At 50.8% G+C, this 26,151-nt stretch carries 27 protein-coding genes and 2 pseudogenes; 10 read left to right on the forward strand and 19 right to left on the reverse strand.

What is annotated here, in order from left to right; translation table 11 throughout:
* Positions 1–15: 15 nt before the first annotated feature.
* From ACUU1M_RS00580 to ACUU1M_RS00630, 11 genes and pseudogenes are all read right to left on the reverse strand, one after another.
* Complete coding sequence (locus tag ACUU1M_RS00580; RefSeq protein WP_001188862.1) at positions 16–1,173, reverse strand: phage major capsid protein; 1,158 nt, start codon at positions 1,171–1,173, stop codon at positions 16–18.
* Positions 1,174–1,473: 300 nt separating this feature from the next.
* On the reverse strand, positions 1,474–1,698 hold the full coding sequence (locus tag ACUU1M_RS00585; RefSeq protein ID WP_001132078.1) for a hypothetical protein: 225 nt from the start codon (positions 1,696–1,698) through the stop codon (positions 1,474–1,476).
* Between the two features lie 40 nt (positions 1,699–1,738).
* Positions 1,739–1,852, reverse strand: a complete 114-nt coding sequence (locus ACUU1M_RS00590) for a trigger factor (RefSeq protein WP_105322309.1) — start codon at positions 1,850–1,852, stop codon at positions 1,739–1,741.
* A complete protein-coding gene (locus ACUU1M_RS00595; RefSeq protein WP_000126701.1) occupies positions 1,840–2,001 on the reverse strand; it encodes a PerC family transcriptional regulator in 162 nt (53 codons plus the stop codon). The genes ACUU1M_RS00590 and ACUU1M_RS00595 overlap by 13 nt, the downstream gene beginning before the upstream one ends.
* Positions 2,002–2,010: 9 nt before the next feature.
* A complete protein-coding gene (locus ACUU1M_RS00600) occupies positions 2,011–2,316 on the reverse strand; it encodes a hypothetical protein (RefSeq protein WP_001294165.1) in 306 nt (101 codons plus the stop codon).
* Entirely contained in the window at positions 2,313–2,591 is a 279-nt protein-coding gene (locus ACUU1M_RS00605; RefSeq protein WP_449144635.1) for a hypothetical protein, read from the reverse strand. Before ACUU1M_RS00605 ends, ACUU1M_RS00600 begins: the two co-directional genes overlap by 4 nt.
* A 306-nt stretch (positions 2,592–2,897) precedes the next feature.
* Positions 2,898–4,649: a DNA primase family protein gene (locus ACUU1M_RS00610; RefSeq protein WP_000761801.1), complete on the reverse strand. Its 1,752-nt coding sequence runs from the start codon at positions 4,647–4,649 to the stop codon at positions 2,898–2,900.
* Positions 4,646–4,945, reverse strand: coding sequence for a DUF4222 domain-containing protein (locus tag ACUU1M_RS00615; RefSeq protein ID WP_000770157.1), 300 nt, complete (start codon positions 4,943–4,945; stop codon positions 4,646–4,648). Before ACUU1M_RS00615 ends, ACUU1M_RS00610 begins: the two co-directional genes overlap by 4 nt.
* A 5-nt stretch (positions 4,946–4,950) precedes the next feature.
* Positions 4,951–5,184, reverse strand: coding sequence for a hypothetical protein (locus ACUU1M_RS00620; protein ID WP_001204964.1), 234 nt, complete (start codon positions 5,182–5,184; stop codon positions 4,951–4,953).
* Positions 5,173–5,545, reverse strand: a pseudogene (locus tag ACUU1M_RS00625) (hypothetical protein); the annotation flags it as partial. The pseudogene ACUU1M_RS00625 and the gene ACUU1M_RS00620, both read right to left, overlap by 12 nt.
* The gene (locus tag ACUU1M_RS00630) at positions 5,535–5,735 is read right to left on the reverse strand and encodes a host cell division inhibitor Icd-like protein (protein ID WP_000226783.1); all 201 of its coding nucleotides are present in this window, start codon (positions 5,733–5,735) and stop codon (positions 5,535–5,537) included. The gene ACUU1M_RS00630 and the pseudogene ACUU1M_RS00625, both read right to left, overlap by 11 nt.
* A 129-nt stretch (positions 5,736–5,864) precedes the next feature.
* On the opposite strand from ACUU1M_RS00630, the gene ACUU1M_RS00635 reads away from it, so the two are divergent.
* Both ACUU1M_RS00635 and ACUU1M_RS00640 read left to right on the forward strand, forming a co-directional pair.
* Positions 5,865–6,044, forward strand: coding sequence for a hypothetical protein (locus ACUU1M_RS00635; RefSeq protein WP_000103622.1), 180 nt, complete (start codon positions 5,865–5,867; stop codon positions 6,042–6,044).
* A 124-nt stretch (positions 6,045–6,168) separates the two neighbouring features.
* A complete protein-coding gene (locus ACUU1M_RS00640; RefSeq protein ID WP_154074686.1) occupies positions 6,169–6,498 on the forward strand; it encodes a hypothetical protein in 330 nt (109 codons plus the stop codon).
* A 49-nt stretch (positions 6,499–6,547) separates the two neighbouring features.
* Here ACUU1M_RS00640 and ACUU1M_RS00645 read toward each other — a convergent pair whose 3' ends face one another.
* The gene (locus ACUU1M_RS00645) at positions 6,548–6,736 is read right to left on the reverse strand and encodes a helix-turn-helix transcriptional regulator (protein ID WP_000953271.1); all 189 of its coding nucleotides are present in this window, start codon (positions 6,734–6,736) and stop codon (positions 6,548–6,550) included.
* A 374-nt stretch (positions 6,737–7,110) separates the two neighbouring features.
* Positions 7,111–8,340: a tyrosine-type recombinase/integrase gene (locus ACUU1M_RS00650; RefSeq protein WP_000085260.1), complete on the reverse strand. Its 1,230-nt coding sequence runs from the start codon at positions 8,338–8,340 to the stop codon at positions 7,111–7,113.
* A gap of 247 nt (positions 8,341–8,587) precedes the next feature.
* On the opposite strand from ACUU1M_RS00650, the gene roxA reads away from it, so the two are divergent.
* Positions 8,588–9,709 (forward strand): [50S ribosomal protein L16]-arginine 3-hydroxylase, encoded by a 1,122-nt coding sequence (gene roxA, locus ACUU1M_RS00655; protein WP_005074402.1) that lies wholly within the window; start codon positions 8,588–8,590, stop codon positions 9,707–9,709.
* Positions 9,710–9,757: 48 nt separating this feature from the next.
* Here roxA and pepT read toward each other — a convergent pair whose 3' ends face one another.
* Positions 9,758–10,984, reverse strand: a complete 1,227-nt coding sequence (gene pepT / locus ACUU1M_RS00660) for a peptidase T (RefSeq protein ID WP_000359446.1) — start codon at positions 10,982–10,984, stop codon at positions 9,758–9,760.
* A 249-nt stretch (positions 10,985–11,233) separates the two neighbouring features.
* Between pepT and potA the strand changes: the two genes are divergently transcribed.
* From potA to potD, 4 genes are read left to right on the forward strand one after another with little or no spacing between them, the layout of a single operon-like run.
* Positions 11,234–12,370, forward strand: coding sequence for a spermidine/putrescine ABC transporter ATP-binding protein PotA (potA, locus tag ACUU1M_RS00665; RefSeq protein ID WP_000531594.1), 1,137 nt, complete (start codon positions 11,234–11,236; stop codon positions 12,368–12,370).
* Positions 12,354–13,211 carry a spermidine/putrescine ABC transporter permease PotB gene (gene potB, locus ACUU1M_RS00670; protein ID WP_000799401.1) on the forward strand — a complete coding sequence of 286 codons (858 nt, stop codon included), beginning with the start codon at positions 12,354–12,356 and terminating at the stop codon, positions 13,209–13,211. The genes potA and potB overlap by 17 nt, the downstream gene beginning before the upstream one ends.
* Positions 13,208–14,002, forward strand: coding sequence for a spermidine/putrescine ABC transporter permease PotC (gene potC, locus ACUU1M_RS00675; protein ID WP_000580316.1), 795 nt, complete (start codon positions 13,208–13,210; stop codon positions 14,000–14,002). Before potB ends, potC begins: the two co-directional genes overlap by 4 nt.
* Positions 13,999–15,045 (forward strand): spermidine/putrescine ABC transporter substrate-binding protein PotD, encoded by a 1,047-nt coding sequence (potD, locus tag ACUU1M_RS00680; RefSeq protein ID WP_000759317.1) that lies wholly within the window; start codon positions 13,999–14,001, stop codon positions 15,043–15,045. Before potC ends, potD begins: the two co-directional genes overlap by 4 nt.
* A 155-nt stretch (positions 15,046–15,200) precedes the next feature.
* Here the strand turns inward: potD and cobB are convergent, their stop codons facing one another.
* From cobB to lolC, 5 genes are read right to left on the reverse strand one after another with little or no spacing between them, the layout of a single operon-like run.
* Positions 15,201–16,022: a Sir2 family NAD+-dependent deacetylase gene (cobB, locus tag ACUU1M_RS00685; RefSeq protein WP_000952742.1), complete on the reverse strand. Its 822-nt coding sequence runs from the start codon at positions 16,020–16,022 to the stop codon at positions 15,201–15,203.
* A gap of 15 nt (positions 16,023–16,037) precedes the next feature.
* Positions 16,038–16,949: an N-acetylglucosamine kinase gene (gene nagK / locus ACUU1M_RS00690; RefSeq protein WP_000291254.1), complete on the reverse strand. Its 912-nt coding sequence runs from the start codon at positions 16,947–16,949 to the stop codon at positions 16,038–16,040.
* 28 nt (positions 16,950–16,977) lie between these two features.
* On the reverse strand, positions 16,978–18,222 hold the full coding sequence (gene lolE, locus ACUU1M_RS00695; RefSeq protein WP_001251390.1) for a lipoprotein-releasing ABC transporter permease subunit LolE: 1,245 nt from the start codon (positions 18,220–18,222) through the stop codon (positions 16,978–16,980).
* Positions 18,222–18,923, reverse strand: a complete 702-nt coding sequence (lolD, locus tag ACUU1M_RS00700) for a lipoprotein-releasing ABC transporter ATP-binding protein LolD (RefSeq protein ID WP_001033695.1) — start codon at positions 18,921–18,923, stop codon at positions 18,222–18,224. The genes lolE and lolD overlap by 1 nt, the downstream gene beginning before the upstream one ends.
* Entirely contained in the window at positions 18,916–20,115 is a 1,200-nt protein-coding gene (lolC, locus tag ACUU1M_RS00705) for a lipoprotein-releasing ABC transporter permease subunit LolC (protein WP_005067807.1), read from the reverse strand. Before lolC ends, lolD begins: the two co-directional genes overlap by 8 nt.
* 261 nt (positions 20,116–20,376) lie before the next feature.
* Here lolC and ACUU1M_RS00710 point away from each other — a divergent pair, with 261 nt between their 5' ends.
* The 3 genes and pseudogenes from ACUU1M_RS00710 (at position 20,377) to ldtC (ending at position 26,121) form a co-directional block, all read left to right on the forward strand.
* A complete protein-coding gene (locus ACUU1M_RS00710; RefSeq protein ID WP_134799695.1) occupies positions 20,377–21,450 on the forward strand; it encodes an acyltransferase family protein in 1,074 nt (357 codons plus the stop codon).
* 127 nt (positions 21,451–21,577) lie between these two features.
* The gene (gene mfd, locus ACUU1M_RS00715) at positions 21,578–25,024 is read left to right on the forward strand and encodes a transcription-repair coupling factor (RefSeq protein WP_005074395.1); all 3,447 of its coding nucleotides are present in this window, start codon (positions 21,578–21,580) and stop codon (positions 25,022–25,024) included.
* A 142-nt stretch (positions 25,025–25,166) separates the two neighbouring features.
* Positions 25,167–26,121 (forward strand): annotated as a pseudogene (gene ldtC, locus ACUU1M_RS00720) (L,D-transpeptidase LdtC).
* Positions 26,122–26,151: the final 30 nt, after the last annotated feature.

The raw sequence follows: 26,151 nt of genomic DNA on the forward strand, positions 1-26,151 counted from the left end.
CCCTTCTGTATGCTGTTAATCGTCGTCTTCCGGCAGTTCCAGAATCTTGATCGCGTTCGAATCCACCACGCCACCGCCTAAATATTTTTGCGTGAAAATTTTGATGAATCCTGGTTCTGTCAGGTTGTCCGGTCTGGTGCGAACACCTGTTTCGTGATCAACAATGTAGTAACCGCGTTTGAAGTCACCCAGGGCAATAACGTTATCAGGCATAAACTCCAGATATTCGACCGGAAGGCCCAGCAACGTATCAGGATCACCCGCCTGTAAACGGTCGCGCCAGATATAATCACCGTTCGCGTTCTTCACCTTCTGAAGTTTTGCCGCCGTCGTGGAGTTAACCACCCAGACCGTGTTTTTGCGGTATTTTTTACGTAATGCAAATTTCAGGTCGATCAGCGGGTCCGCAGATGTCCACGCCAGAGATTCGGAAGGTTTAATTACCTGCAACGTACCAAAATCACGCTCTTTGTCGTTCTTCTCTGCACGGGGTACGGATAAAAAACCTTTTGCTTTTTTGTCACCGTCGCCCACAACCAGATCGCTTTCTTCGGTTTCCGTGAAGGTGTCGCCAATCTCACCCGTCAGCCATGAAAGGATGTCCACATCGGAAAAATCCACGATTTCCTGTGTGGTGCGCGGGTACGCATAGACCGGATACAGCTTAATGCTCACCTCGTTAATCTGCGGGGTGCTGGTCTGTTCGCGTGCCTTACCCTCTTCACCGTGGTTAACGGTCGCACCGCCAGCGGAAACAAGCTGCTTAAACTCGTTGCTGCTGATTTTCTTCACGGTACAGATGCGGCGCATGGTGGATTCATCCGCCAGCATTCGCATGATTTCGGTGTTCAGTTCAGGGATAACGGTATAACCACCATCAGCGGGAACGCCTGTACTTAATGCGCGGGTTTCACCGGTCAGAATGTAGTTGCGTAGTTCTGCGGGGTCAGTGGTCTGGCTGCTTTTACCTGGCTTGCTGCGCTCTTCGTCTGCAATGGCTTCAAGGCGGGAAATGTCTTTAGCGAGGGATTCAGCTTTAGCGCGTAATTCGTCAAATTTTGCGCCCTCAGCATCGTTAAGACTGCGGTTTTCTTTTTCAGCGTTCTCCAGCATGTCGCGCATCTGATTTTTAATGGCGGTTTTCTGCTGGCGTAATTCGATTATTCTCTGCATAAAAAAAGTCCTGGGGTTAAGTAAGGAACTCCAGGACGCGGCAAACACTCAACCGTTTTTCATAAGGAAATCAGTAATCGCACCGATCGTTTTCCCGCCTGGTAATGAATATTGGCGAGCACATTAACAGGCGGGAAAGTGGCCCCAGCGTCCTGGCACCACGGGCGAGAATAATCATGATTCAGTTCGGGTAAAATATGCCGATCCGCTCAGTGAACAACGTGGAACAACCACGAACAAATAATTTACAAAAAATAACAAAAAGCCGGATTGCTCCGGCTGTATGTGCTGTATGGGTGCTCAGTCTCTGATCCCTTTCAGAAATTCTATCAATGCATCTGTCTGTTCAGGATTTACTGCCAGCATTTCACCGGATAGCGCGCAACGAACAAAACCATGATGATCCTTTTCAATCAGCGCCCCCGTTTCCAGAAATGCGCGGTAATCAGTGATATTCATCGTCTCCATGTTGTCAGCATGGTATTTATCACGCTGTTTAAGTATCTCATCAAATTTCATCGGCATTGCGTTTTCCTCTGTTGTGTCTGTTTGTTTCAGATAGTAACTATGCCGGACCGTGACGAAAAGCCAGTAGTGCTCCATACCGTTTCAAATGACGCAAAAAAAGCCGGATTGCTCCGGCTGCGTGGTGTGGTTCTGATATTCCTACTCTGCTAATTTGCTCAGCCCCATGTCTGCGTAAGTGCGATTTACTGCATTTCTCAGGTCTGCGTAGTTCTCCGTTGGCGGCTCCGGTGTGCCCTTGCTGCTCTGTTTTACCAGCGGGTCGCCCACCAGCCGCCCGTAAGCTGCAATTTGTGCTGTCATATTGCCACCTCAGTGAAGCGATCCGGCATTGTTCTTTTTCATCTCTTCCATCATTTTTTCAGTGAGCATTACGCACTGAAACCCCATGTTTTTGATGTCTACGGGTTTCATGCCTTTGTCAGTGGATATCACAGGCAGAATATCCTGATACACATCGCGGTCAGGGTAACTAAGCACACAAAGCGCCCATGATGCCACGGGTGAGGATCCTTCGTCTGTTTCAACCCACCAGCCTGGTGTAGCTGCGCTTATTTGCAGAATCGTGATCCGTCCGTTGTGCTTGTAAAATTTTTCACCAAATTTTGGTTCGCTCATGATTCCTCCTCTCCGGTTTTAACGTTGATTGTTGTTACTTGTTCCGCTTCGGCAATCTCCCGCTCTGTCAGCGTGGCAAAATTTGCCGCCGTCGTGGTCATGAATGCGCTTATCAGTTCGGGATGTGCTTTCGCGTATCCTTCCCCCGCGTGGCGGTCTATCGTTCTGATTGCCACCTTTAAAGCGTGCTCTGTCATGTCTAACGCGCGATATTTCGGTTCTGTTCTGTCTCTGCGTTTTTTGAGTGATTTATTAAATTTCCCTGAAGTGTGCATATTTATTTTTACCCCCTCGTTTAAAAAGTTTTGAGTTGTGCCTCCCCTTGTCTACCTTATCTACCTTATCTACCTTATCTACCTTAGTGGCCCTCATGCCAGTAATGGCGCTGCTTTCAGCGGGGTAGAGTGCTTTTATCCACTATCTACCCCGTGTCTACCTCCCTGTCTGATTCAGGTAAAATCAGGTAGAGAGGGTAGATAGTGGGTAGACAGTAAAAAAAGGCTATCTACCTAACTTAATGCACTGAATTAAATGTATTTTTCTTTACTCAGGTAGACAGGGTAGACAGCAATTACAAAAAATTATAAAAACGCGTCGCACTCGTCTGTTGTTATTGCGTTAGTCTGCGTTACTCCCTTAACTTTCCGCGTAATATATTCATGTCCGTAAACTTTCGCGGCTGGCTTCATAGCCTTGCCAAAGTCATTTACGTTTAGCGGTTTGCTCCTGCCTGCGTACGCCATAAACGCCAGATAGACGCGGTAAAGGCTGTTTCTGGTCGTGTACTTCACTGAATCGCCACCGCCGCCCATCATCAGGCCGCGTGCTTCCTCCAGAAAATTCAGGAACTGGCAAAACTCAATAACCGGATCCGTCTGTTGCTTTATTGCCAAAGCTTCATCACCGTCACGCTGTTCCAGTAGTAAAGCCCGTGCTTTCTCAGAGTCGGTAAAGTTCGCCAGCAATCGGCGGATAATGACAGGGATTTCAGCCGCAATCTTTTCCGGTAGCTCCCTGTCTTTTTCGGCCTCACTAACGATATTGTCGAAACGGAAAATCACGCGACGACGTGCCACACCTCCGGCCCGTTCGGTGAATATCATCGGGTTATTGTTGGTCGCCAGCACCACCGCCCTGATTACAGCCGTGAAACGCTTTTCGTATTTCGGGTTAATTTCCACGGGGTCACCGCCCGTGATTTTCTTGATGCCCGTTCCTTCGCCTGTATATTTCGGCTGGTCAGCTAGGACGATAAGACGACTCCCGACAACCTGCGCACGTCCACCAGCATCATCAAGCGATGTCATTTCAGCGCTTACCGTGTTCTGTTTCCCTGCCAGAAGGCTGGCTATGTGTGTGAATGTACTTTTACCGCTCCCGCCGTCTCCGGTGGCCTCAATAAACATCTGCCAGTCGTACCGGTTCGCCATAATCATGTACAGCGCGGCACATATACGCATCATCTTGTTGCGCTGGTCTTTTCCGGCTGCGTGCTCAAGCCATTTATGAAAGTTTAGCGCGTTATCGCGGATGTTCTCCCCTGGTGCTGGTGGCGTGTACTCAATGCCGTTGTGCGTGGTGATCCAGTTCTCCGGCGTGTGCGGGGAAAATTCCCCCGTTTTCAGGTCAAGCGCACCATTGGCGAACGGCAGCAAATCGCCGGACGGCTCGCCCATTGGTTCGGCAATAACTTTTAACGCTTCCACGGCGTTATTGATTACGCGCTTGCTGAAAGTGGCCCTGTGCTCTGAATAGATCGCCACCATTTCGCGGCTAAGTTCCATTGTGCTGACCGGACACCATACCCCGCCGCGCCATACGTGAACGATTTCACTTTCCTGATGCACACAAACGCCATCAAAGCGCTCGGCAAGCAGCTGCGCGCGCTCACTGTCTGCCATTTGTGCCAGTTGCGTATTTTTCTGCTCCGGCATGGTAAGCCCTGCGGCAATATTTTCACGCTCAGCATTCAGATAGCGCCGCCAGTTTTCACACTTCTGGACGTGCATTCCTTCGGGGTAAAAATTTGCGTCCTGAATATCTGCCGCCGCCAGCTTCTGACCAATCTTTTTGGTCTCCACCAAATCCAGTTCTCCGGCCTGGTACAGCCTTACGCGTTTTTTTCCATCCGGAACAATTTTCAGTGCATCAAGTTCGGCAAGCTGATTTGGCCCAAGCCACACAGGCGGCACATTATCGCCGGATGCGGGGCCATCCTGCTCCTGCCATTGTTTCGCGTGCGACCAGGCATCACTACCCGCAAAGATAATTACCTCTGTGTCTTTGTGTTTTATTCCGCGTGGCTGTTTTTTTACGTTCGGTGCCAGTTTCATTTTTTACCCCTGAATACGTTAAGCATCTTTTTTATTTCCTGAATATTGGCGCGTGCTTTCTCCCTGCTGGTTGGTTTACTGCGGGGCGCTGCCTGTACCAGCGTGAAATCACGCCGGAATTGATAAACAGGCATCACGCAATCATATTCGTAACCTTCACGGCGGTAGGTGATGCGCCGTTCTGCCACGCCTTTAATCGTTACCATACCGCCGTACTGGTCGCGGTAAATATCACCGCGCGTAAATTTAGGGTGAGTGTTGCCACTAGCAGTTAAGCCAGAATATTTAAGTTTCATTATTTTTATTCTCCGGTGTGCTGTTCTTTATATCTGTCGTGCAATAGATCTATTTCTTGCAGTTCCATTATTACAGGCTCAAGAAGCGTTATTAATGCCGTGGCAATTCTTGATTTTTGTTTGTCGCGTTCATTGTCGCCAAGTGTTTCAAGCCATATGCGCAATATTTCCAGCATGTTTTCACTGTGAGAAAGTGCAAGAAATGCGCGGTCTATTGTTTCGTGGTAAATATCACGCATATTAATCCCCGTTGATTTATATTCTCTCGTGGAAAGTAAGAAAAAAGCCGCTCTAATAAGTTCTGGCATTGACGAAAGCGCATCAGCCGCATCATCAGGAACGCCGGAAAATTCCTGTTTCAGGGAATTAAAACGATCATCACGCATAACCCCCCCCATTTTCACAATCGGCAACAAGAATATTTTTAGCGTCATTCAGTGACCGCGTTGCGATGTATCGGATACATTCCAGGGCGAACTGTGTCCGGTCTTTCTGTTCTTCTCCCTGCGCAAGCTCTGCCGTGCATTCAATATCAATAAGCGCGTGCATCAGCGTAGTGAGTGCGGCGGCTGCTGCGTTCGGTGTGGTTTTATTGTGCATAGGTTTCCCCCTGACGAATACGGGCGGCGAATACAGCAACACAACCGGACGGGCAACGGCTACGCGCTTCGCGTTCCGTCCAAGCGGTTACGTGGATGATTTGGGATTCTCCGGCACTCAGTGCCAGAAAACGCCACACAAAGGCCGTTTGTGTGTGTACAAGGTGTGGTATATGATTTACGGCAACCATAACGGCTCCTAGTTTACGTTGTTGGTTAGAAGCCCCGTTACTGCTCCTACAGTGCGGGGCTTTGCTTTTTGTGTTGATTGTGTGTAATGTGTCATTACACATAAATACACTACATGAGGTGTAATTAACGTGTCAACACACAAAAACGAAAGGCGTGGTAATCCTCCGTTCCAGTTCCGTTTAGATCCTGACTTACGGGAAAAGATGGAAAAGGCACAACAACAGGACGGCGATGATTCTCTTGCTGCCTGGATAAAGCGAATAATCCGCAAAGAATTACAGCAACGCGGCATAGAACCCAAAGGATAAAAACTATCAGCGCCGTGGTGTGAGGTACTACGGCGCATTGCTTTACAGGCGCACACAATGACCAACGAAGAATCAACCGAAAAAACATCACCTGCACAAAAAAGACGACGCAGAAAGAAAGAGCATGAATCAGAACGATTCGCGCCGTGTTCTTTTGCCCTTGAGAAGTACCTTAAAGAATACTCATCAAAGGAGAGAACTTCGCAGTTATGGCAACGCACTGAACCAGACTGATTGCATTGCCCACCAGCCTGATAGCGGCTATCATCCCCGTGCTTATGTTTGGGATCACACACACAAACGGCGCAGCGGGTTATCTGTTCAGAAAGGCGGCTCCATTTCGGGGCCGCTTTTTTTATGCCTGAAAAACCCCAATTTTGTGGTTTTCCAGTTTCACCAGGGCGAACGAATCCCCGCCCACGTTCTGGCGTATATTCAATCTTCATGGTTATAGCTCTGTGTTCAGATGATTGATGTGTGGCGGCTGCGTGCCGCCAGCGTGATTAATGAACTGCCTTGCAGCTATCCTTCCAGGCCAGAACCTCGGATAAAGACCAGCCAACGGAACGACCGCCAAGTTTACGACGTGATGGGAATTGTCCGGCCTTTTCCAGGCGGTAGCGGCATGAGCGGCTAAGGCCTGTTAGCTTTTCGCATTCTTTTTCACGTATAAACCGATCAGTGCTTAACACTATTGCCCCCTTTCGTTTCTTAAAGAGTTATTTCGTGTTCTATTGCGTTGGGATGTGTCTGATTGTGTCAGGATGATTCAGAGTTGGCAAATGTTGAGGCCGTATGGTTTACAGAAAGAGGAATAATCAGGATAAAATCATTTAAATTCATGTTAATACAAAGGCATAAAATATTGTTTCATGCCTTTTTTCTCGCTATTTAAAGAGTGATTCGCTAGTGTATAAAAAACCAGTGATACATTAAAAATCAGCTACTTATAAATCTGTACGCTTTTTCGCCTCTTGTTCGTAGTTGTTCCGCATTGTTGCTCATTGTTGCACGTTGTATCTGTTCGCATATCCAGTATGCGCATACTGAAAAAACACGAAAAAAATTATTTTCTTCTGGCTACTGGTAGCGTGGTTACGTTTTCATGTGTTCCCGCCAGTATCCCTAACCGCTCCGTCCACATATCCAGCGCATTGCGTTTAGCATCCAGATAACGGGAATGATTATAAACTCGCTGCATTCCTGGCATCTGGTGGCCTGTAAGCTGCTCCACGACGTGAGGATCCACGCCTAAATCGTTCAGCATCGTTGTAAAGGTGCGCCGGATGTCATGTAGTGACCAGTGAGGGTGATTTAGCCTCCTGTGCGCTAATCTGCCGTACTGCGACACGCTTGTTTCCTGTTTCACTTCCCCCAGCAATAAGCCCGTGTGCCTGTTCTGCTCCACCAGCTGCGTGACGAACGGCAGTATTGCTTCCGGTATGGGCCGGAATATTGCCACCTTCGTTTTGCTGTGTTCTTTCGGCACGGTCCAGAGCATTTCGGTAAAATCCCACTCGCTGATCTCCGATAACCTCAGTTCTACCGTCCGGCATCCGAACACAATCAGGAGGCGGATTAACGCGATGTAGTAGGGGGAGAATATTTTTTTGTCCAGTGCCTGCAATAATTCGCCCAGTTCTTTGGTGCTTAAGACACGCTCACTTATATCCGGTTTTTTCCCAACGTCCGCCACACTCATATCATCAAGAACGTTGCTGATTGCATAGCGCCGCCTCCGGCAGAACTTAAGCGCCTGTTTGCACGTCTGTAGCAAGAATCCGGCAGTAACAGGCGTTCGCTTTACCACCTGGTCAAAACAGGCCAGCCAGTGCCGTAGCTCGCATTTATCCAGCGGCATAGCACCAATGTGCTGTATTACGTGATTATTAAGGCGCTTTTTCAGGGCGGCATAATCCACGCGGTTTTCCTTTGCGTACGACTCAAGCCAGTAGGTGAGCGCATCGCCAACCGTTACCGGCTTTAACGCTTCCTGTACGGTGTAATTAAGCTCATGACGTGGATTTTTCCCCTCTGCCAGCCATGCGCGACACTGGGCGGCTTTTTCCCTGGCTGATTTCAGGCTCAGATCAGGATAATTTCCCAGCTTAATGCGTTCCGGTGGTGCCCCCCTTCCCGTTCCGGCCCTGTAAGTGAAATACCAGGTTAAAAGGCCACTGGTTGAATGCCTGACGCTCAGGTTTCCACCGTCATTAAGAAAGGCTGTTTTTTGGGCGGGTGTGCCGTTGATTTTCCTCAGCTGTGTATCGCTCAGTTTGTTAAGTGCTCTGCTCATAATTTTGATTCCGGTCATCACAATTAACTACACCATTAACTACACCGATCGTTGCACAAAGGGCTACAACGTGAAACAAGCTGGAACAAGGAAAATCACAAATCTGTTTATAATCAAAAACATAATGAACAATCTGAAACATTATGATACGGCAAAAAACACTAATTGATAAAATATGTCATACTTCACGCATTACGTTAAGCATCCGTTATAATCGGTTGCAGATACCAGCCTGTGGATGCTTAACATGGAATACCAACTCACTCTTAACTGGCCCGATTTTCTTGAACGTCACTGGCAGAAACGCCCGGTGGTGTTAAAACGCGGCTTTAATAATTTTATTGACCCGATCTCTCCAGACGAGTTGGCGGGTCTGGCGATGGAAAGCGAAGTTGACAGTCGACTGGTCAGTCACCAGGATGGCAAATGGCAGGTCAGCCACGGCCCGTTCGAAAGCTACGATCATCTCGGTGAAACCAACTGGTCATTACTGGTACAGGCAGTAAACCACTGGCATGAGCCGACCGCCGCGCTGATGCGACCGTTCCGTGAACTACCGGACTGGCGTATTGATGATCTGATGATTTCTTTTTCTGTACCTGGCGGCGGCGTCGGCCCGCATCTCGATCAGTACGACGTGTTTATCATTCAGGGTACCGGACGTCGTCGCTGGCGAGTGGGCGAAAAGCTGCAAATGAAACAGCACTGCCCACATCCGGATCTGTTACAGGTCGATCCGTTCGAAGCCATCATCGATGAAGAGCTGGAGCCTGGTGATATTCTTTATATTCCGCCAGGATTCCCGCATGAAGGCTACGCGCTGGAAAATGCGATGAACTATTCCGTGGGTTTTCGCGCGCCAAATACGCGGGAATTAATTAGCGGATTTGCCGATTATGTGCTGCAACGTGAACTGGGCGGCAACTACTACAGCGATCCGGATGTTCCACCTCGCGCTCATCCTGCGGATGTTCTGCCGCAAGAGATGGATAAACTGCGTGAGATGATGCTCGAATTGATCAACCAGCCGGAACACTTTAAGCAATGGTTTGGCGAGTTTATATCCCAGTCACGTCATGAACTGGATATCGCGCCGCCGGAACCGCCTTATCAGCCAGATGAAATCTACGATGCGCTGAAACAAGGTGATGTGCTGGTGCGCCTGGGTGGTCTGCGCGTATTGCGCATTGGCGACGACGTGTATGCCAATGGTGAGAAGATCGATTCCCCGCACCGTCCGGCACTGGATGCACTCGCCAGCAACATTGCGCTGACTGCGGAGAATTTTGACGATGCGCTGGAAGATCCGTCATTCCTCGCGATGCTCGCGGCGCTGGTCAATAGCGGGTATTGGTTCTTCGAAGGGTAAGTTTGGATTTAAGCCGGATGCAGCATCACATGCCGCATCCCTTTTCGCTTACTTCCGTTGCGCCGTTAACTCGGCAATACGGACGATCACCTGCACCGCTTTTTCCATACCTTCCAGAGTCACAAACTCATGCTTACCATGATAGTTGTAACCGCCAGTGAACAGGTTCGGGCAAGGTAATCCCATAAACGACAACTGCGCGCCGTCGGTACCGCCGCGGATCGGTTTCAGTTCCGGTTCAATATCGCAGTCACGCATCGCCTGCTGGGCGATATCGAGAATATGCGGATGCTCAACCACTTTCTCGCGCATATTGTAGTAACTGTCTTCAATCACCAATTCAATGTAGCAATCAGGATGTAACCCTTTGCCCACTTTTTTGGCGATCTCCATCATTTTACGTTTACGCGCTTCAAACTGTTTACGGTCGAAATCACGGATGATGTAGTGCATATCGGCCCGTTCAACGGTGCCTTTCATGCTCGCCAGGTGATAGAAACCTTCATAGCCTTCTGTCATTTCCGGGCTTTCATCCGCCGGAACTTCCGCATGAATACGTGCCGCCAGCGACAGCGCATTTACCATCACTCCTTTCGCCGTGCCCGGATGAACATTGTTACCGACAATTTTGATATTGACCGATGCGGCGTTGAAGTTTTCAAACTCCAGTTCGCCTACGCCACCACCGTCAACAGTGTAAGCCCAGCGGGCATCGAAGGCATCAACATCAAAATGTTTCGCCCCTTTGCCCACTTCTTCATCCGGGGTAAAGGCGACGCGAATATCACCATGCGGAATGTTTTTCTGTTGCAATACCGCCAGCGCGGTCATGATTTCTGCAATACCTGCTTTGTCATCGGCACCTAACAAGGTTTTACCATCGGTGGTAATCAACGTCTGACCCAGTAGCTGATGCAGCACCGGGAACATAACCGGTGATAAAACTTCATCGCCGATACCCAGCGCAATATCGCCACCGCGATAGTTTTCAACAATTTGCGGATTAACATTTTTGCCGCTGCAATCCGGTGAGGTATCCACATGAGAAATAAAGCCAATCGCCGGGATATCGCCAGGGACGTTAGCCGGTAACGTCGCCATCAAAGTGCCCTTCTCACTTAAGGTCACATTGATAAGCCCCATTTCTTCGAGCTGCTCTTTCAGCAGATGCAATAACTTCCATTGGCCTTCCGTGCTGGGAACCTGTCTCACCCCTGCTTTTGATTGGGTATCCAGAGACACGTAGTTCAAAAATCGCTCAAGTAGTTTATCCATGTAGTCACCCTCACTTTTTGTGACAACATTATTAAGAAGCAAGAAAAGACAAATATTGCGTCAGGTCACTTTTACCCCTGCAAGCGGGAATATTTATCAGCATTACCTTAATGAATATAAAGCTAAGCCAGTAATTCACAACAAAGATTGGCGATTCAAGCGGTTTGCCGTAGAATTACCGCCCTCATTAAGAGTCACCAAGGTGGTTAACCACAAACCCCGCATCGGTAAGCCATCCGTTGCGTTTACATGGGACAGAGTAAAAAATTGAATAAACAACCGAGTTCGCTTTCACCGCTGGTGCAATTGGCGGGAATTCGCAAATGCTTTGATGGTAAAGAGGTCATTCCCCAGCTGGATCTGACTATCAACAATGGCGAGTTCCTCACGCTGCTTGGCCCTTCTGGCTGCGGTAAAACAACCGTTCTTCGCCTGATTGCAGGTCTGGAAACTGTTGATTCCGGACGCATCATGCTGGATAACGAGGACATCACCCACGTTCCGGCGGAAAACCGCTATGTGAACACTGTTTTCCAAAGCTATGCACTTTTCCCCCACATGACCGTGTTCGAAAATGTGGCCTTTGGGTTGCGCATGCAAAAAACCCCCGCTGCTGAAATTACGCCCCGCGTGATGGAAGCCCTGCGGATGGTGCAGCTGGAAACCTTCGCTCAACGTAAACCGCATCAGCTCTCTGGTGGTCAACAGCAACGCGTCGCCATTGCTCGCGCGGTGGTTAACAAGCCTCGTCTGTTGTTGCTGGATGAGTCGCTCTCAGCGCTGGATTACAAACTGCGTAAGCAAATGCAGAACGAGCTGAAAGCGTTACAGCGTAAGCTTGGCATTACATTCGTTTTCGTGACTCACGACCAGGAAGAAGCACTCACCATGTCGGACAGGATTGTGGTGATGCGCGATGGTCGCATTGAGCAAGACGGCACGCCGCGTGAAATCTACGAAGAGCCGAAAAACCTGTTTGTTGCCGGGTTCATTGGCGAAATTAATATGTTTAACGCCACGGTGATCGAGCGACTCGACGAGCAGCGCGTACGCGCCAACGTTGAAGGCCGCGAATGTAATATCTACGTTAACTTCGCCGTTGAACCGGGGCAAAAACTGCATGTTCTGCTGCGCCCGGAAGACTTACGTGTTGAAGAGATTAACGACGACAACCACGCTGAAGGGCTGATTGGTTACGTTCGTGAGCGTAACTACAAAGGCATGACGCTGGAGTCGGTTGTTGAACTGGAAAATGGCAAGATGGTGATGGTCAGCGAATTCTTCAATGAAGACGATCCTGACTTTGACCACTCTCTCGACCAAAAAATGGCCATTAATTGGGTAGAAAGCTGGGAGGTCGTACTGGCTGATGAAGAACACAAGTAAGTTCCAGAATGTAGTGATTGTCACTATTGTCGGTTGGCTTGTGTTGTTTGTCTTTCTGCCCAACCTGATGATCATTGGCACCAGCTTTTTGACCCGCGACGACGCCAGTTTCGTCAAAATGGTCTTTACGCTGGATAACTACACGCGTCTGCTCGATCCGCTCTATTTTGAAGTGCTATTGCACTCGCTGAATATGGCGCTGATCGCCACCCTCGCCTGCCTGGTGCTGGGCTATCCATTTGCCTGGTTTCTGGCGAAGCTGCCACACAAGGTGCGTCCGCTGCTGCTGTTTCTGCTGATTGTTCCGTTCTGGACCAACTCATTGATTCGTATCTACGGGCTGAAAATTTTCCTCAGCACCAAAGGCTATCTCAACGAGTTTTTGCTCTGGCTGGGCGTTATCGACACACCAATCCGTATCATGTTCACGCCCAGTGCGGTGATTATCGGTCTGGTTTACATTCTGCTGCCGTTTATGGTGATGCCGCTGTACTCCAGTATCGAAAAACTGGATAAGCCGTTGCTTGAGGCGGCGCGCGATCTCGGTGCCAGCAAGTTACAGACTTTTATCCGCATCATTATTCCACTGACGATGCCGGGGATTATTGCCGGATGTCTGCTGGTGATGCTGCCAGCGATGGGCCTGTTCTATGTGTCCGACCTGATGGGCGGTGCGAAAAACCTGCTGATCGGTAACGTCATCAAGGTACAGTTCCTCAATATTCGTGACTGGCCGTTTGGTGCAGCCACCAGCATTACGCTGACTATCGTAATGGGCCTGATGTTGCTGGTTTACTGGCGCGCTTCTCGTTTGCTGAATAAGAAGGTGGAACTCGAATGATCGGTCGACTGCTTCGCGGCGGTTTTATGACCGCTATCTACGCGTACCTGTATATCCCAATCATTATTTTGATTGTGAACTCCTTTAACAGCTCGCGCTTTGGCATCAACTGGCAGGGTTTTACCACCAAATGGTATAGCCTGCTGATGAACAACGACAGCCTGTTACAGGCAGCGCAGCATTCACTAACAATGGCGGTGTTTTCGGCGACGTTTGCTACGCTTATCGGTTCACTGACGGCAGTTGCGCTGTACCGTTATCGCTTTCGCGGTAAGCCGTTCGTTAGCGGAATGCTGTTTGTGGTAATGATGTCACCAGATATCGTGATGGCAATTTCGCTGCTGGTGCTGTTTATGCTGCTGGGTATTCAGCTTGGCTTCTGGTCGCTGCTGTTCTCGCATATCACCTTCTGCCTGCCATTTGTGGTGGTGACGGTGTATTCGCGCCTGAAAGGTTTTGACGTGCGGATGCTGGAAGCGGCGAAAGATCTCGGTGCCAGCGAATTTACCATTCTGCGAAAAATCATTCTGCCACTGGCAATGCCAGCGGTGGCGGCGGGCTGGGTGTTAAGCTTTACCCTGTCGATGGACGATGTGGTAGTTTCTTCGTTCGTCACCGGACCAAGTTATGAAATTCTGCCGTTAAAAATTTATTCGATGGTCAAAGTCGGCGTATCGCCGGAAGTTAACGCGCTGGCAACCATATTACTGGTGCTGTCGCTGGTGATGGTTATTGCCAGCCAGCTTATTGCTCGTGATAAAACGAAAGGTAACACAGGGGACGTTAAATGAAAAAATGGTCACGCCACCTGCTCGCGGCGGGTGCTCTGGCACTGGGCATGAGCGCCGCTCACGCCGATGACAACAACACGCTGTATTTCTACAACTGGACCGAGTACGTGCCGCCAGGACTGCTTGAACAGTTCACCAAAGAAACCGGTATTAAGGTTATCTATTCGACTTACGAGTCGAACGAAACCATGTACGCCAAGCTGAAAACGTACAAAGACGGTGCCTATGACCTGGTGGTTCCTTCAACCTATTACGTCGATAAAATGCGTAAAGAGGGGATGATCCAGAAGATCGACAAGTCGAAGTTAACGAACTTCAGCAATCTCGATCCAGACATGCTCAACAAGCCTTTTGACCCGAATAACGACTACTCCATTCCGTATATCTGGGGTGCGACGGCGATTGGTGTTAACGGTGATGCGGTGGATCCGAAATCTGTCACCAGCTGGGCCGATCTGTGGAAGCCAGAGTACAAAGGCAGCCTGCTGTTGACCGACGATGCCCGTGAAGTGTTCCAGATGGCGCTGCGTAAGCTGGGCTACTCCGGTAACACCACCGATCCGAAAGAGATTGAAGCTGCATATAACGAGCTGAAAAAACTGATGCCAAACGTCGCAGCGTTTAACTCCGATAACCCGGCTAACCCGTACATGGAAGGCGAAGTTAACCTCGGCATGATCTGGAACGGTTCTGCTTTCGTTGCACGCCAGGCGGGTACGCCTATTGACGTGGTGTGGCCGAAAGAAGGCGGCATATTCTGGATGGACAGCCTGGCGATCCCGGCAAATGCCAAAAACAAAGAAGGCGCGCTGAAATTGATCAACTTCCTGCTGCGCCCGGATGTGGCAAAACAGGTTGCTGAAACTATCGGTTATCCAACGCCAAACCTTGCGGCGCGTAAGCTGTTAAGTCCAGAAGTGGCAAACGATAAGACGCTCTACCCGGATGCTGAAACCATTAAAAATGGCGAATGGCAGAATGACGTTGGCGCAGCCAGCAGCATTTATGAAGAGTATTATCAGAAGCTGAAAGCAGGACGTTAATTCAGCAAGCGGGCGGTGGTATTACCGCCCGTTTTTTAGTTAGCAAGGATGTGGCTAATGAGTCAGGACAGTAAAGTTTTATCCCGCTCTTTCGTCGGTATTGTGGTCCGCTTGTAGGCCTGATAAGCGTAGCGCATCAGGCAATGCTTCCTGCTTTATAATCCCTCCAGCAACTTTTCAACAAATTCTGGCACCACCTGGCTTGCCGGGCCGTAATATTTCTCGGCAAATTCATTACCAACCTGACTCGGTTCAAGATTCAGTTCAACGGTGTGAGCACCATGTAGTTTGGCTTCGTGTACAAACCCAGCCGCCGGATAGACATGCCCGGAAGTACCAATGGCAATAAAGACATCCGCCATCGACAACGCCATATAAATTTCATCCATGCCGAGTGGCATTTCGCCAAACCAAACGACGTGCGGGCGCAAGGGTGCCGGGAACTGGCAACAATGGCATTTATCTTCTGGCGTAACCTCTCCGGTCCAGTCGAGAACCTGACCACTTTGCGAACAACGAACTTTCAGCAATACCCCATGCATATGAATGACATTGGTATTACCTGCGCGTTCATGCAGGTTGTCTATATTCTGCGTTACCAGCAAAAAGCGATCGCCGAGAGCGTCTTGCAGTTTAGCCAGCGCAAGATGCGCGGCGTTAGGCTGAATTTCTGGCTGCTGCAGCTGTCGACGACGGGCGTTATAAAACGCTTGCACCAGTTCAGGATCGCGATCGAAACCTTCCGGCGTTGCCACATCTTCAACCCGATGTTCTTCCCACAAGCCATCTGCGGCGCGAAAGGTACGAATACCTGATTCCGCAGAAATTCCTGCCCCTGTCAGTACGAGTACTCTTGGTTTTTCCATTGCTTCCGGCACCACTTTATCTCTGAAAAAAATACGCTGACGCAAACGCTCGCGCAGGCGACGTTTATTTTTACGAAAACGACTTAACCGATGACCCCGACGCGACAGCATAGCAACCTCTGTTGTTTAATCGGTTAGATGTAGGAAGGCCGCACCACGCATTCCTCCCGCATCACCGTGGCGCGCGCGTTCAATGCGCGGAACACGAGCTACAGGTAAGAGATGACAAGGCAACCTGTCCGCCAGTTGCGTTGTGATTGCCGGGAAATTCGATAAGCCACCACCAATGACGACCAGGTCAGGGTCAACAATGGTCAGGATATTTCCCAGAGAAACCGCTAATAAATCCAGATAACGCTCAACGTGCGCCCTTGCCTGCTCATCGCCTTGATCATAAAGCGCAATAATTTCGGGAGCCTGCAACGGTTGATGATAATAGTGTTGATACAGCCACGCAAAACCGCGACCAGACAGATAATTTTCAATGCAGCCATGCTGACCACAGCCGCAGCGGCGTAACGGGAAATCCAACCCCATCATGGTTAACGCATCAACCGGCAGACGCATATGGCCAAACTCGCCGGTAATGTAGCTTTTACCAGTAATCGGTTTGCCGTTGAAAATCAGCCCGCCGCCAACGCCGGTGCCGAGAATTAACCCCATCACCAGTGGATATTGCGTAAATTCATCATCCCAGGCTTCTGAAAGGGCAAAACAGTTGGCATCGTTATCAAGGCGTACATCGCGATCAAGACGTGCGCTCAGGTCGGCACGCAGCGGTTTGCCGCTGGCAGCGGGGACATTAGCGGCATACAGCTTACCATCTTCTGTTTCCGGCATTCCCGGAATACCGATGCCGACAGAACCTTTACAGCCAAAACGTTGGTCAGCTTCAGCTACCAGCTCACACACTGCATCTAAAAATGCGTCATAGCTGTCACGCGGTGTCGGCACCCGCTTTTCCCACTGCAACTGCCGACCGCTATCAAACACGCCAAGCGCAATTTTTGTTCCACCAATATCAAACCCGTAATACATTGCCGCTCCTTGTTTTAATGTACTGCCTTTACTGGCCGCTAAGGACTCGCGCAGGGTCAATATTACTGGCGCGCCGCGCCGGATACCAACTTGCCAAAAGACTCAGCAACAATGCTGTGACCAGTACGTAGAAGACGTCCAGCCAGTGCAATTCCGATGGCAGGAAGTCAATAAAATAGATATCGCTGGAGAGGAACTGATGACCGATCAGCTTTTCAATCCACTCAATAATCGGGGTAAGTTGCAGTGAAACAACTACGCCGATAACCACCCCACACAGGCTGCCGAACAGCCCTGCCAGCAATCCATACCAGACAAAGATGGCGCGAATTAAACCATCTTTCGCCCCCAGCGTTCTTAATACTGCGATATCGCCACTCTTGTCTTTCACCGCCATCACTAAGGTGGAGACGATGTTGAAACAGGCCACGCCAATCACCAGTACCATCGCCAGATACATAATGGCGCGGATCATCTGGATATCGCGATACATATAGCCGTAAGTACCAATCCAACTTTTAATATAAACATAGCTGTTGGTCACTTCACCCGCATCGCGTACCAGCTTATTGGCGTTGAAAACATCCGTCATTTTAAGGGCAATACCTGACACGCTGGAACCCATATCAAGATATTGTTGGGCATCCGCCAGCGGGATCATGGCAAAACTGTGATCGAGTTGACCACTCAACTGCAAAATACCGGCAATGTGCAAACGCACACGTTTTGGCTGCATCAGTTTATGCTCGGGATTCGAGTTGGGGATCATGATCGACACCCAATCGCCCTGCTTCACTTTCAGCGCATCCGCCACGCCTTTGCCGATGATAATTTGCTGTTCGCCCGCTTTAAAATTGCGCCACGCATCCCCCTGAACAAACGAGGGTAATGCGCTCAGACGCTGTTCCTGTTGTGGGTTAACGCCCTTCACCTGGATTGCGCGCAGATTCGCTCCACTTTCCACCAGACCGGTGAAATTGATATACGGCGCAGCGGCGGCAATACCCGGCACTTTCTGCACGTTATCCAGTGCTTCCTGCCAGTTAGTCCATGGCTGATTTACCGCTTCGATTTCGCCATGCGGCACCACCGCCAGAATGCGGTTATTCAGTTCGCGTTCAAAGCCGTTCATCGCGCTTAAGCCGACGATCAATACCGCCACGCCGAGGGCAATGCCAATGGTAGAAATGACAGAGATTAGCGACACCATGCCGCCGCGTCGCCGTCCGCGACTAAAACGCAGGCCAATCAATAACGATAAAGGCATCGCCATTACTCCGCCCCCATCAGGCTCAGTTCCGCCGTCAGACGTCCATCACGCATTTCCAGTTGGCGGCTCATACGTTTCGCCAGTTGCAGGTCGTGAGTGACCACCAGGAAAGCGGTGCCCTGCAAGCGATTCAACTCCCCAAGCAACTGGAAGATGCTGTCGGCGTTACGCGCATCGAGGTTACCGGTAGGTTCATCCGCCAGTACCAGACGCGGATTATTGACCAGTGCACGGGCAATCGCTACACGCTGGCGTTCGCCGCCAGAAAGTTCAGATGGGCGGTGATTCGCACGATGCTCCAGCCCCACCGCTTTTAACATCTCCAGTGCACGGCTGTTGATTTCAGCGGGCTTTTTCTTGCCAATCAGCAGTGGCATAGCCACGTTTTCCAGGGCAGTAAAATCCGGCAGCAGGTGGTGAAACTGATAAATAAAGCCCAGCTTCTGGTTGCGCAGTTCTGCTTTCGCCGCTGAAGACAGTTTGCTCATCGGCTGACCGTTAAAGATCACATCGCCGGAGGTTGGCGTATCCAGCCCGCCTAACAGGTGCAGCAAGGTACTTTTACCGGAACCAGAGCTACCGACAATTGCCATCATTTCACCTTCGCCCACGCTGAAACTGACATTGTGCAGCACATCGGTTTGCACACTGCCTTCCTGATAGCGTTTGCACAGGTTGTCGCATTGCAACAGGATCTTATTCATAACGTAAAGCCTCAGCGGGTTGTGTGGCGGCAGCGCGCCATGAAGGGTAAAGCGTAGACAGCAGCGCGATAGCCATCGCCACCAGCGCAATAACAATGACCTGTAAAGGTTCGATAGCCACCGGCAGCGCCGCGCCATCAAGCAGGACGCCGATTATCGGCATCAGATTATTTAACTGGCTGGCAAGCAGTGCGCCAAGCGCCGCTCCGAGGATTGCACCGATAATCCCGGCGCTGGCCCCTTGCACCATAAAGACCATCATGATTTGTCGCGGAGTTAAGCCTTGCGTTTGCAGGATCGCGACTTCGCCCTGCTTCTCCATCACCATCAGCCCCAGCGAGGTAATAATGTTAAACGCCGCAACAGCGACAATCAGGCTCAGCAGTAAGCCCATCATATTTTTTTCCATGCGTACGGCCTGGAACAGCTCGCCTTTACGGTCACGCCAGTCCTGCCATTTGCTGCCTTCAGGCAGTTTTTGCTGACTTAAAGAGTCAACTTTCAGCGGCTCATCCAGCCACAAACGCCAGCCGGTAATATTGGCTGCCGGATAACGCATCAGACGCGAGGCATCCTCAATATTCACCAGCATTTCATAGCCATCGACTTCACTGTTGGCGGCGAAAGTGCCAATCACATTGAACAGGCGCTGACTTGGAATACGCCCCATCGGCGTGAACTGGCTGGCAGATGGCACCATCACGCGGATTTGATCACCGCGATTGACGCCCAACTGTGAGGCAAGTTGTTCGCCGAGGATGACATTATATTTCCCCGGCTCGAGGTCAGTTTGTTTCACATTGACCAGATACGGCGTTAGTGGATCTTTTTGCGCCGGGTCGATACCGAGCATCACCCCGACCGCCACGCTGCGCGCGCTTTGCAGTACCACATCACCGGTAGTAATAGGTGCGACGCGATTAACGCCGTCCAGTTTGACTGCCGTTTCCGGGAGTTGCTGCGGGTTAAGAGAGCCATGCTCAGAAGAGAGAATTGCCTGTGGCATCAGGCCAAGGATGTTGTTTTGCAGCTCGCGCTCAAAGCCGTTCATCACTGACAATACTGTGACCAGCGCCATCACCCCGAGGGTAATGCCGATGGTAGAAAGCCAGGAGACGAAACGACCGAAGCGATCCGCTGCACGCCCACGCATGTAACGCAGGCCAATAAATAGAGCGACAGGTTGGTACATGAAATCCGTCTGGTTGCTGTAGCAAAGACACGAGTATATAAGCGAAAGCAAGATGGGTAAACGTCTGAACTGTAAGTGATCGTCAGGGCTAATCTGAAAAGCCCCCGTAAATCAATCGGCTAAATTGCCATGTTTTATCATCAATCTTGCCGCCTGATCTTAATCTGAAAAATCATCCAATACAGACAGATACCCATTACACCTCGGGTCATAACCAGCAGGATCAACCACATGTAAATTAAAAAAGAGCGTGTTGTCCTGATGAAACAAAAAGAGCTATGGATTAACCAGATCAAAGGGTTATGTATTTGTCTGGTGGTGATTTATCACTCGGTCATTACCTTTTATCCGCATATGACCACTTTTCAGCATCCGTTATCGGAAGTCCTGAGCAAATGCTGGATCTATTTCAATCTTTACCTTGCCCCCTTTCGTATGCCGGTTTTTTTCTTTATATCCGGCTATTTGATTCGCCGCTATATCGACAGCGTACCGTGGGGAAATTGTCTCGATAAACGGATCTGGAACATCTTCTGGGTGCTGGCGCTTTGGGGCGTGGTGCAGTGGCTGGCGTTAAGTGCGCTGAACCAGTGGCTGGCACCTGAGCGCGATTTAAGCAATGCCTCCAATGCCGCTTATGCCGATTCCACCGGTGAGTTCCTGCACGGGATGATCACCGCCAGCACCAGCTTGTGGTATCTGTATGCGTTAATTGTCTATTTCGTGGTATGTAAAATTTTTAGCCGTCTGGCGCTGCCACTATTCGCCTTGTTTGTACTGCTGAGTGTGGCGGTTAATTTCGTTCCCACGCCGTGGTGGGGAATGAACAGTGTGATACGCAATTTGCCTTATTACAGCCTTGGCGCATGGTTTGGCGCAACAATAATGACCTGTGTTAAAGAGGTGCCGTTGCGCCGCCATCTGCTGATGGCTTCTTTGCTTACCGTTCTGGCGGTCGGTGCCTGGTTGTTTACTATCTCGCTGCTGTTGTCGCTGGTATCGATTGTGGTGATCATGAAGCTGTTTTATCAGTACGAGCAACGATTCGGTATGCGCTCCACCAGCCTGCTGAATGCGATTGGCTCCAACACCATTGCTATCTACACCACCCATCGCATTCTGGTTGAAATATTCAGCTTAACTCTGCTTGCGCAAATGAACGCAGCACGCTGGTCGCCGCAAGTCGAACTGACACTCCTGCTGGTTTATCCCTTTGTCAGTTTGTTCATCTGTACTGTTGCGGGCTTGCTGGTAAGAAAACTTTCACAGCGTGCATTCAGCGATCTGTTGTTCTCCCCGCCTTCACTGCCCGCTGCCGTCAGTTACTCTCGTTAAACCATCACCCCAGCCGGGGCGATTCAATTTGCTAAACCATGTCGATTACGGATAATGAACAGCATTGCTTATCAGAGATATGCCCCCATATGTTGAGGCATATCCTAACGAGAATCTGACAACCGTTATGCCTGAACAATATCGTTATACGCTGCCCGTCAAAGCGGGTGAGCAGCGTCTGCTGGGCGAGTTAACCGGCGCAGCCTGTGCAACGCTGGTAGCGGAAATTGCCGAACGTCACGCCGGTCCGGTGGTACTCATTGCACCAGATATGCAAAATGCTCTGCGTTTGCATGATGAAATCAGCCAGTTCACCGATCAGATGGTGATGAATCTGGCGGACTGGGAAACTCTTCCCTACGACAGTTTTTCGCCTCATCAGGACATTATCTCCTCGCGCCTTTCCACCCTTTACCAGCTACCGACGATGCAGCGTGGCGTACTGATTGTTCCGGTGAATACGCTTATGCAGCGCGTTTGCCCACACAGTTTTCTCCACGGTCATGCGCTGGTGATGAAAAAAGGTCAGCGCCTGTCACGAGATGCATTACGAACCCAACTGGACAGCGCCGGTTATCGCCATGTTGACCAGGTGATGGAGCACGGCGAATACGCCACGCGCGGCGCGTTGCTGGATCTCTTCCCGATGGGGAGTGAGCTGCCTTATCGTCTTGATTTCTTTGATGATGAAATCGACAGCCTGCGGGTGTTTGACGTCGACAGCCAGCGCACGCTGGAGGAAGTAGAAGCGATCAATCTGCTGCCCGCGCACGAATTTCCGACCGATAAAGCGGCAATTGAACTGTTCCGCAGCCAGTGGCGCGATACCTTCGAAGTGAAGCGCGATCCGGAACATATTTACCAGCAAGTGAGTAAAGGCACATTACCTGCCGGGATCGAGTACTGGCAGCCATTGTTCTTCAGCGAACCACTGCCGCCGCTGTTCAGTTATTTCCCTGCCAATACCTTGCTCGTGAATACTGGCGATCTGGAAACCAGTGCCGAACGTTTCCAGGCTGACACGCTGGCGCGTTTTGAGAATCGCGGCGTCGATCCGATGCGCCCGCTGTTGCCACCACAATCGCTCTGGCTGCGGGTGGACGAGCTCTTCTCAGAGCTGAAAAACTGGCCCCGAGTGCAGCTAAAAACTGAACATTTACCGACAAAAGCCGCGAATGCCAATTTAGGTTTCCAGAAACTGCCAGACCTGGCCGTTCAGGCGCAACAAAAAGCGCCGCTGGATGCGCTGCGTAAGTTCCTCGAGACTTTCGACGGTCCGGTGGTGTTCTCGGTAGAAAGTGAAGGTCGCCGTGAAGCGCTGGGTGAACTGCTCGCACGAATTAAAATTGCTCCGCAACGCATTATGCGTCTTGATGAAGCCAGCGACCGTGGGCGTTATCTGATGATTGGCGCTGCCGAACATGGTTTTGTCGATAAGGTGCGTAATCTGGCGCTGATCTGCGAAAGCGATCTGCTCGGTGAACGTGTTGCCCGCCGTCGTCAGGATTCTCGCCGCACCATCAACCCCGATACACTGATCCGTAACCTTGCGGAGCTGCATATTGGTCAGCCGGTGGTCCATCTGGAGCACGGCGTCGGTCGCTATGCCGGAATGACCACGCTGGAAGCTGGCGGCATTACTGGCGAGTACCTGATGCTCACCTATGCCAACGACGCCAAACTGTATGTTCCGGTGTCGTCACTGCATCTGATTAGCCGTTACGCAGGTGGCGCGGAAGAAAACGCCCCGCTGCATAAACTTGGCGGCGATGCGTGGTCACGCGCGCGGCAGAAAGCGGCGGAAAAAGTGCGTGATGTGGCGGCGGAATTGCTGGATATCTACGCGCAACGCGCCGCCAAAGAGGGCTTCGCGTTTAAACACGATCGTGAGCAGTATCAGTTGTTCTGCGACAGCTTCCCGTTTGAAACCACGCCGGATCAGGCGCAGGCCATTAATGCGGTACTTAGCGACATGTGTCAGCCGCTGGCAATGGATCGTCTGGTGTGCGGCGATGTTGGCTTTGGTAAAACAGAAGTGGCGATGCGCGCCGCTTTCCTGGCAGTAGATAACCACAAGCAGGTAGCGGTGTTGGTGCCTACCACCCTTCTTGCGCAGCAGCATTACGACAACTTCCGCGACCGTTTCGCCAACTGGCCGGTACGTATCGAAATGATCTCCCGTTTCCGCAGCGCCAAAGAGCAGACGCAAATCCTTGCGGAAGTGGCGGAAGGGAAAATCGATATTCTGATCGGTACGCACAAACTGCTGCAAAGTGACGTCAAGTTTAAAGATTTAGGCCTGCTGATTGTCGATGAAGAACACCGCTTCGGGGTGCTTCATAAAGAGCGCATTAAAGCGATGCGCGCGAACGTGGATATTCTGACGCTTACTGCAACGCCGATCCCACGTACGCTGAATATGGCAATGAGCGGAATGCGTGACCTGTCGATTATCGCCACGCCGCCCGCCCGTCGTCTGGCAGTTAAAACCTTTGTCCGTGAGTATGACAGCCTGGTGGTCCGGGAGGCGATCCTGCGTGAAATTTTGCGCGGAGGACAGGTTTATTATCTCTACAATGATGTGGAAAACATTCAGAAAGCCGCCGAACGGCTGGCAGAACTGGTGCCTGAAGCACGGATTGCCATCGGTCACGGGCAGATGCGCGAGCGCGAACTGGAACGGGTGATGAATGATTTCCATCATCAACGTTTCAACGTGCTGGTTTGTACCACCATTATCGAAACCGGGATCGACATCCCGACAGCCAACACCATTATCATTGAACGTGCGGATCACTTCGGTCTGGCGCAGCTGCACCAGTTACGCGGTCGCGTCGGACGTTCACATCATCAGGCATATGCATGGCTGCTGACGCCGCATCCAAAAGCGATGACTACCGATGCACAAAAACGTCTTGAAGCGATTGCCTCGCTGGAAGATCTCGGGGCAGGTTTTGCGCTGGCAACGCACGATCTGGAGATTCGCGGCGCGGGTGAACTGCTTGGCGAAGAACAAAGCGGCTCAATGGAAACCATCGGTTTCTCGCTGTATATGGAGTTGCTGGAAAACGCCGTCGATGCACTGAAAGCCGGACGCGAGCCGTCGCTGGAAGATCTCACCAGCCAGCAAACAGAAGTCGAGCTGCGGATGCCGTCGCTATTGCCAGATGATTTCATCCCTGACGTGAACACGCGTCTGTCGTTCTACAAACGTATTGCCAGCGCCAAAACGGAAAACGAACTGGAAGAGATCAAAGTCGAGCTTATCGATCGCTTCGGCCTGCTGCCAGATCCGGCGCGTACCCTGCTGGATATTGCCCGTCTGCGCCAGCAAGCGCAGAAACTGGGGATCAGGAAGCTGGAAGGTAATGAGAAAGGCGGGGTGATCGAATTTGCCGAGAAGAATCACGTTAATCCGGCCTGGTTGATTGGTTTGCTGCAAAAACAGCCGCAGCATTACCGCCTTGATGGTCCGACGCGCCTGAAATTTATTCAGGATTTGAGTGAGCGGAAAACGCGTATCGAATGGGTACGCCAGTTTATGCGTGAACTGGAAGAGAACGCGATCGCTTAATGTAAATCGGGGGCGTTTCTGCGCCCCCATCTGCAACATTTACAAATTCTTTGCACTTCCCTGCACTATCCGACACTGTCACCATCCATAATTCAGGCTTATCTGTTTATTACAATAACCTTATATTTATTATGGATTTTTGGTGATGATCAAAACGCGTTTTTCTCGCTGGCTAACGTTTTTTACGTTCGCCGCTGCCGTGGCGCTGGCGCTACCGGCAAAAGCCAACACCTGGCCGCTGCCGCCAGCGAGCAGTCGTCTGGTTGGCGAAAACAAATTTCATGTGGTGGAAAATGACGGTGGTTCTCTGGAAGCCATCGCCAAAAAATATAACGTCGGCTTTCTCGCTCTGTTACAGGCTAACCCCGGCGTTGATCCTTACGTACCGCGCGCGGGCAGCGTGTTAACGATCCCGTTGCAAACCCTACTTCCAGACGCGCCGCGCGAAGGCATTGTGATCAACATTGCGGAGCTGCGTCTCTATTACTACCCGCCGGGTAAAAATTCGGTAACCGTGTATCCAATAGGTATTGGTCAGTTAGGTGGTGACACCGACAATGGTGACCACCGTTTCAGACAAACGTGCAAACCCAACCTGGACGCCAACGGCAAACATCCGCGCCCGTTATAAAGCACAGGGAATTGAGTTGCCTGCGGTAGTGCCGGCTGGACCGGATAACCCAATGGGCCATCATGCGATTCGTCTGGCGGCCTATGGCGGCGTTTATTTGCTTCACGGTACGAACGCCGATTTCGGCATTGGCATGCGGGTAAGTTCTGGCTGTATTCGTCTGCGGGATGACGATATCAAAACACTCTTTAGCCAGGTCACCCCAGGCACCAAAGTGAATATCATCAACACTCCGATAAAAGTCTCTGCCGAACCAAACGGTGCGCGTCTGGTTGAAGTACATCAGCCGCTGTCAGAGAAGATTGATGACGATCCGCAGCTGCTGCCAATTACGCTGAATAGCGCAATGCAATCATTTAAAGATGCAGCACAAACTGACGCTGAAGTGATGCAACATGTGATGGATGTCCGTTCCGGGATGCCGGTGGATGTCCGCCGTCATCAAGTGAGCCCACAAACTCTGTAAATCCTGGATAAAAAAAATCCCCGCGACACG

The sequence above is a fragment of the Shigella sp. SIG6 genome (assembly GCF_053555815.1).

Bases quoted from the DNA above. Each gene is read 5' to 3' on its own strand.
- ACUU1M_RS00580 (WP_001188862.1), bottom strand. From the start codon at position 1,173: ATGCAGAGAATAATCGAATTACGCCAGCAGAAAACCGCCATTAAAAAT.
- ACUU1M_RS00585 (WP_001132078.1), bottom strand. From the start codon at position 1,698: ATGCCGATGAAATTTGATGAGATACTTAAACAGCGTGATAAATACCAT.
- ACUU1M_RS00595 (WP_000126701.1), bottom strand. From the start codon at position 2,001: ATGACAGCACAAATTGCAGCTTACGGGCGGCTGGTGGGCGACCCGCTG.
- ACUU1M_RS00600 (WP_001294165.1), bottom strand. From the start codon at position 2,316: ATGAGCGAACCAAAATTTGGTGAAAAATTTTACAAGCACAACGGACGG.
- ACUU1M_RS00605 (WP_449144635.1), bottom strand. From the start codon at position 2,591: ATGCACACTTCAGGGAAATTTAATAAATCACTCAAAAAACGCAGAGAC.
- ACUU1M_RS00610 (WP_000761801.1), bottom strand. From the start codon at position 4,649: ATGAAACTGGCACCGAACGTAAAAAAACAGCCACGCGGAATAAAACAC.
- ACUU1M_RS00615 (WP_000770157.1), bottom strand. From the start codon at position 4,945: ATGAAACTTAAATATTCTGGCTTAACTGCTAGTGGCAACACTCACCCT.
- ACUU1M_RS00620 (WP_001204964.1), bottom strand. From the start codon at position 5,184: ATGCGTGATATTTACCACGAAACAATAGACCGCGCATTTCTTGCACTT.
- ACUU1M_RS00630 (WP_000226783.1), bottom strand. From the start codon at position 5,735: ATGGTTGCCGTAAATCATATACCACACCTTGTACACACACAAACGGCC.
- ACUU1M_RS00640 (WP_154074686.1), top strand. From the start codon at position 6,169: ATGAATCAGAACGATTCGCGCCGTGTTCTTTTGCCCTTGAGAAGTACC.
- ACUU1M_RS00650 (WP_000085260.1), bottom strand. From the start codon at position 8,340: ATGAGCAGAGCACTTAACAAACTGAGCGATACACAGCTGAGGAAAATC.
- roxA (WP_005074402.1), top strand. From the start codon at position 8,588: ATGGAATACCAACTCACTCTTAACTGGCCCGATTTTCTTGAACGTCAC.
- pepT (WP_000359446.1), bottom strand. From the start codon at position 10,984: ATGGATAAACTACTTGAGCGATTTTTGAACTACGTGTCTCTGGATACC.
- potA (WP_000531594.1), top strand. From the start codon at position 11,234: ATGGGACAGAGTAAAAAATTGAATAAACAACCGAGTTCGCTTTCACCG.
- potB (WP_000799401.1), top strand. From the start codon at position 12,354: ATGAAGAACACAAGTAAGTTCCAGAATGTAGTGATTGTCACTATTGTC.
- potC (WP_000580316.1), top strand. From the start codon at position 13,208: ATGATCGGTCGACTGCTTCGCGGCGGTTTTATGACCGCTATCTACGCG.
- potD (WP_000759317.1), top strand. From the start codon at position 13,999: ATGAAAAAATGGTCACGCCACCTGCTCGCGGCGGGTGCTCTGGCACTG.
- cobB (WP_000952742.1), bottom strand. From the start codon at position 16,022: ATGCTGTCGCGTCGGGGTCATCGGTTAAGTCGTTTTCGTAAAAATAAA.
- nagK (WP_000291254.1), bottom strand. From the start codon at position 16,949: ATGTATTACGGGTTTGATATTGGTGGAACAAAAATTGCGCTTGGCGTG.
- lolE (WP_001251390.1), bottom strand. From the start codon at position 18,222: ATGGCGATGCCTTTATCGTTATTGATTGGCCTGCGTTTTAGTCGCGGA.
- lolD (WP_001033695.1), bottom strand. From the start codon at position 18,923: ATGAATAAGATCCTGTTGCAATGCGACAACCTGTGCAAACGCTATCAG.
- lolC (WP_005067807.1), bottom strand. From the start codon at position 20,115: ATGTACCAACCTGTCGCTCTATTTATTGGCCTGCGTTACATGCGTGGG.
- ACUU1M_RS00710 (WP_134799695.1), top strand. From the start codon at position 20,377: ATGAAACAAAAAGAGCTATGGATTAACCAGATCAAAGGGTTATGTATT.
- mfd (WP_005074395.1), top strand. From the start codon at position 21,578: ATGCCTGAACAATATCGTTATACGCTGCCCGTCAAAGCGGGTGAGCAG.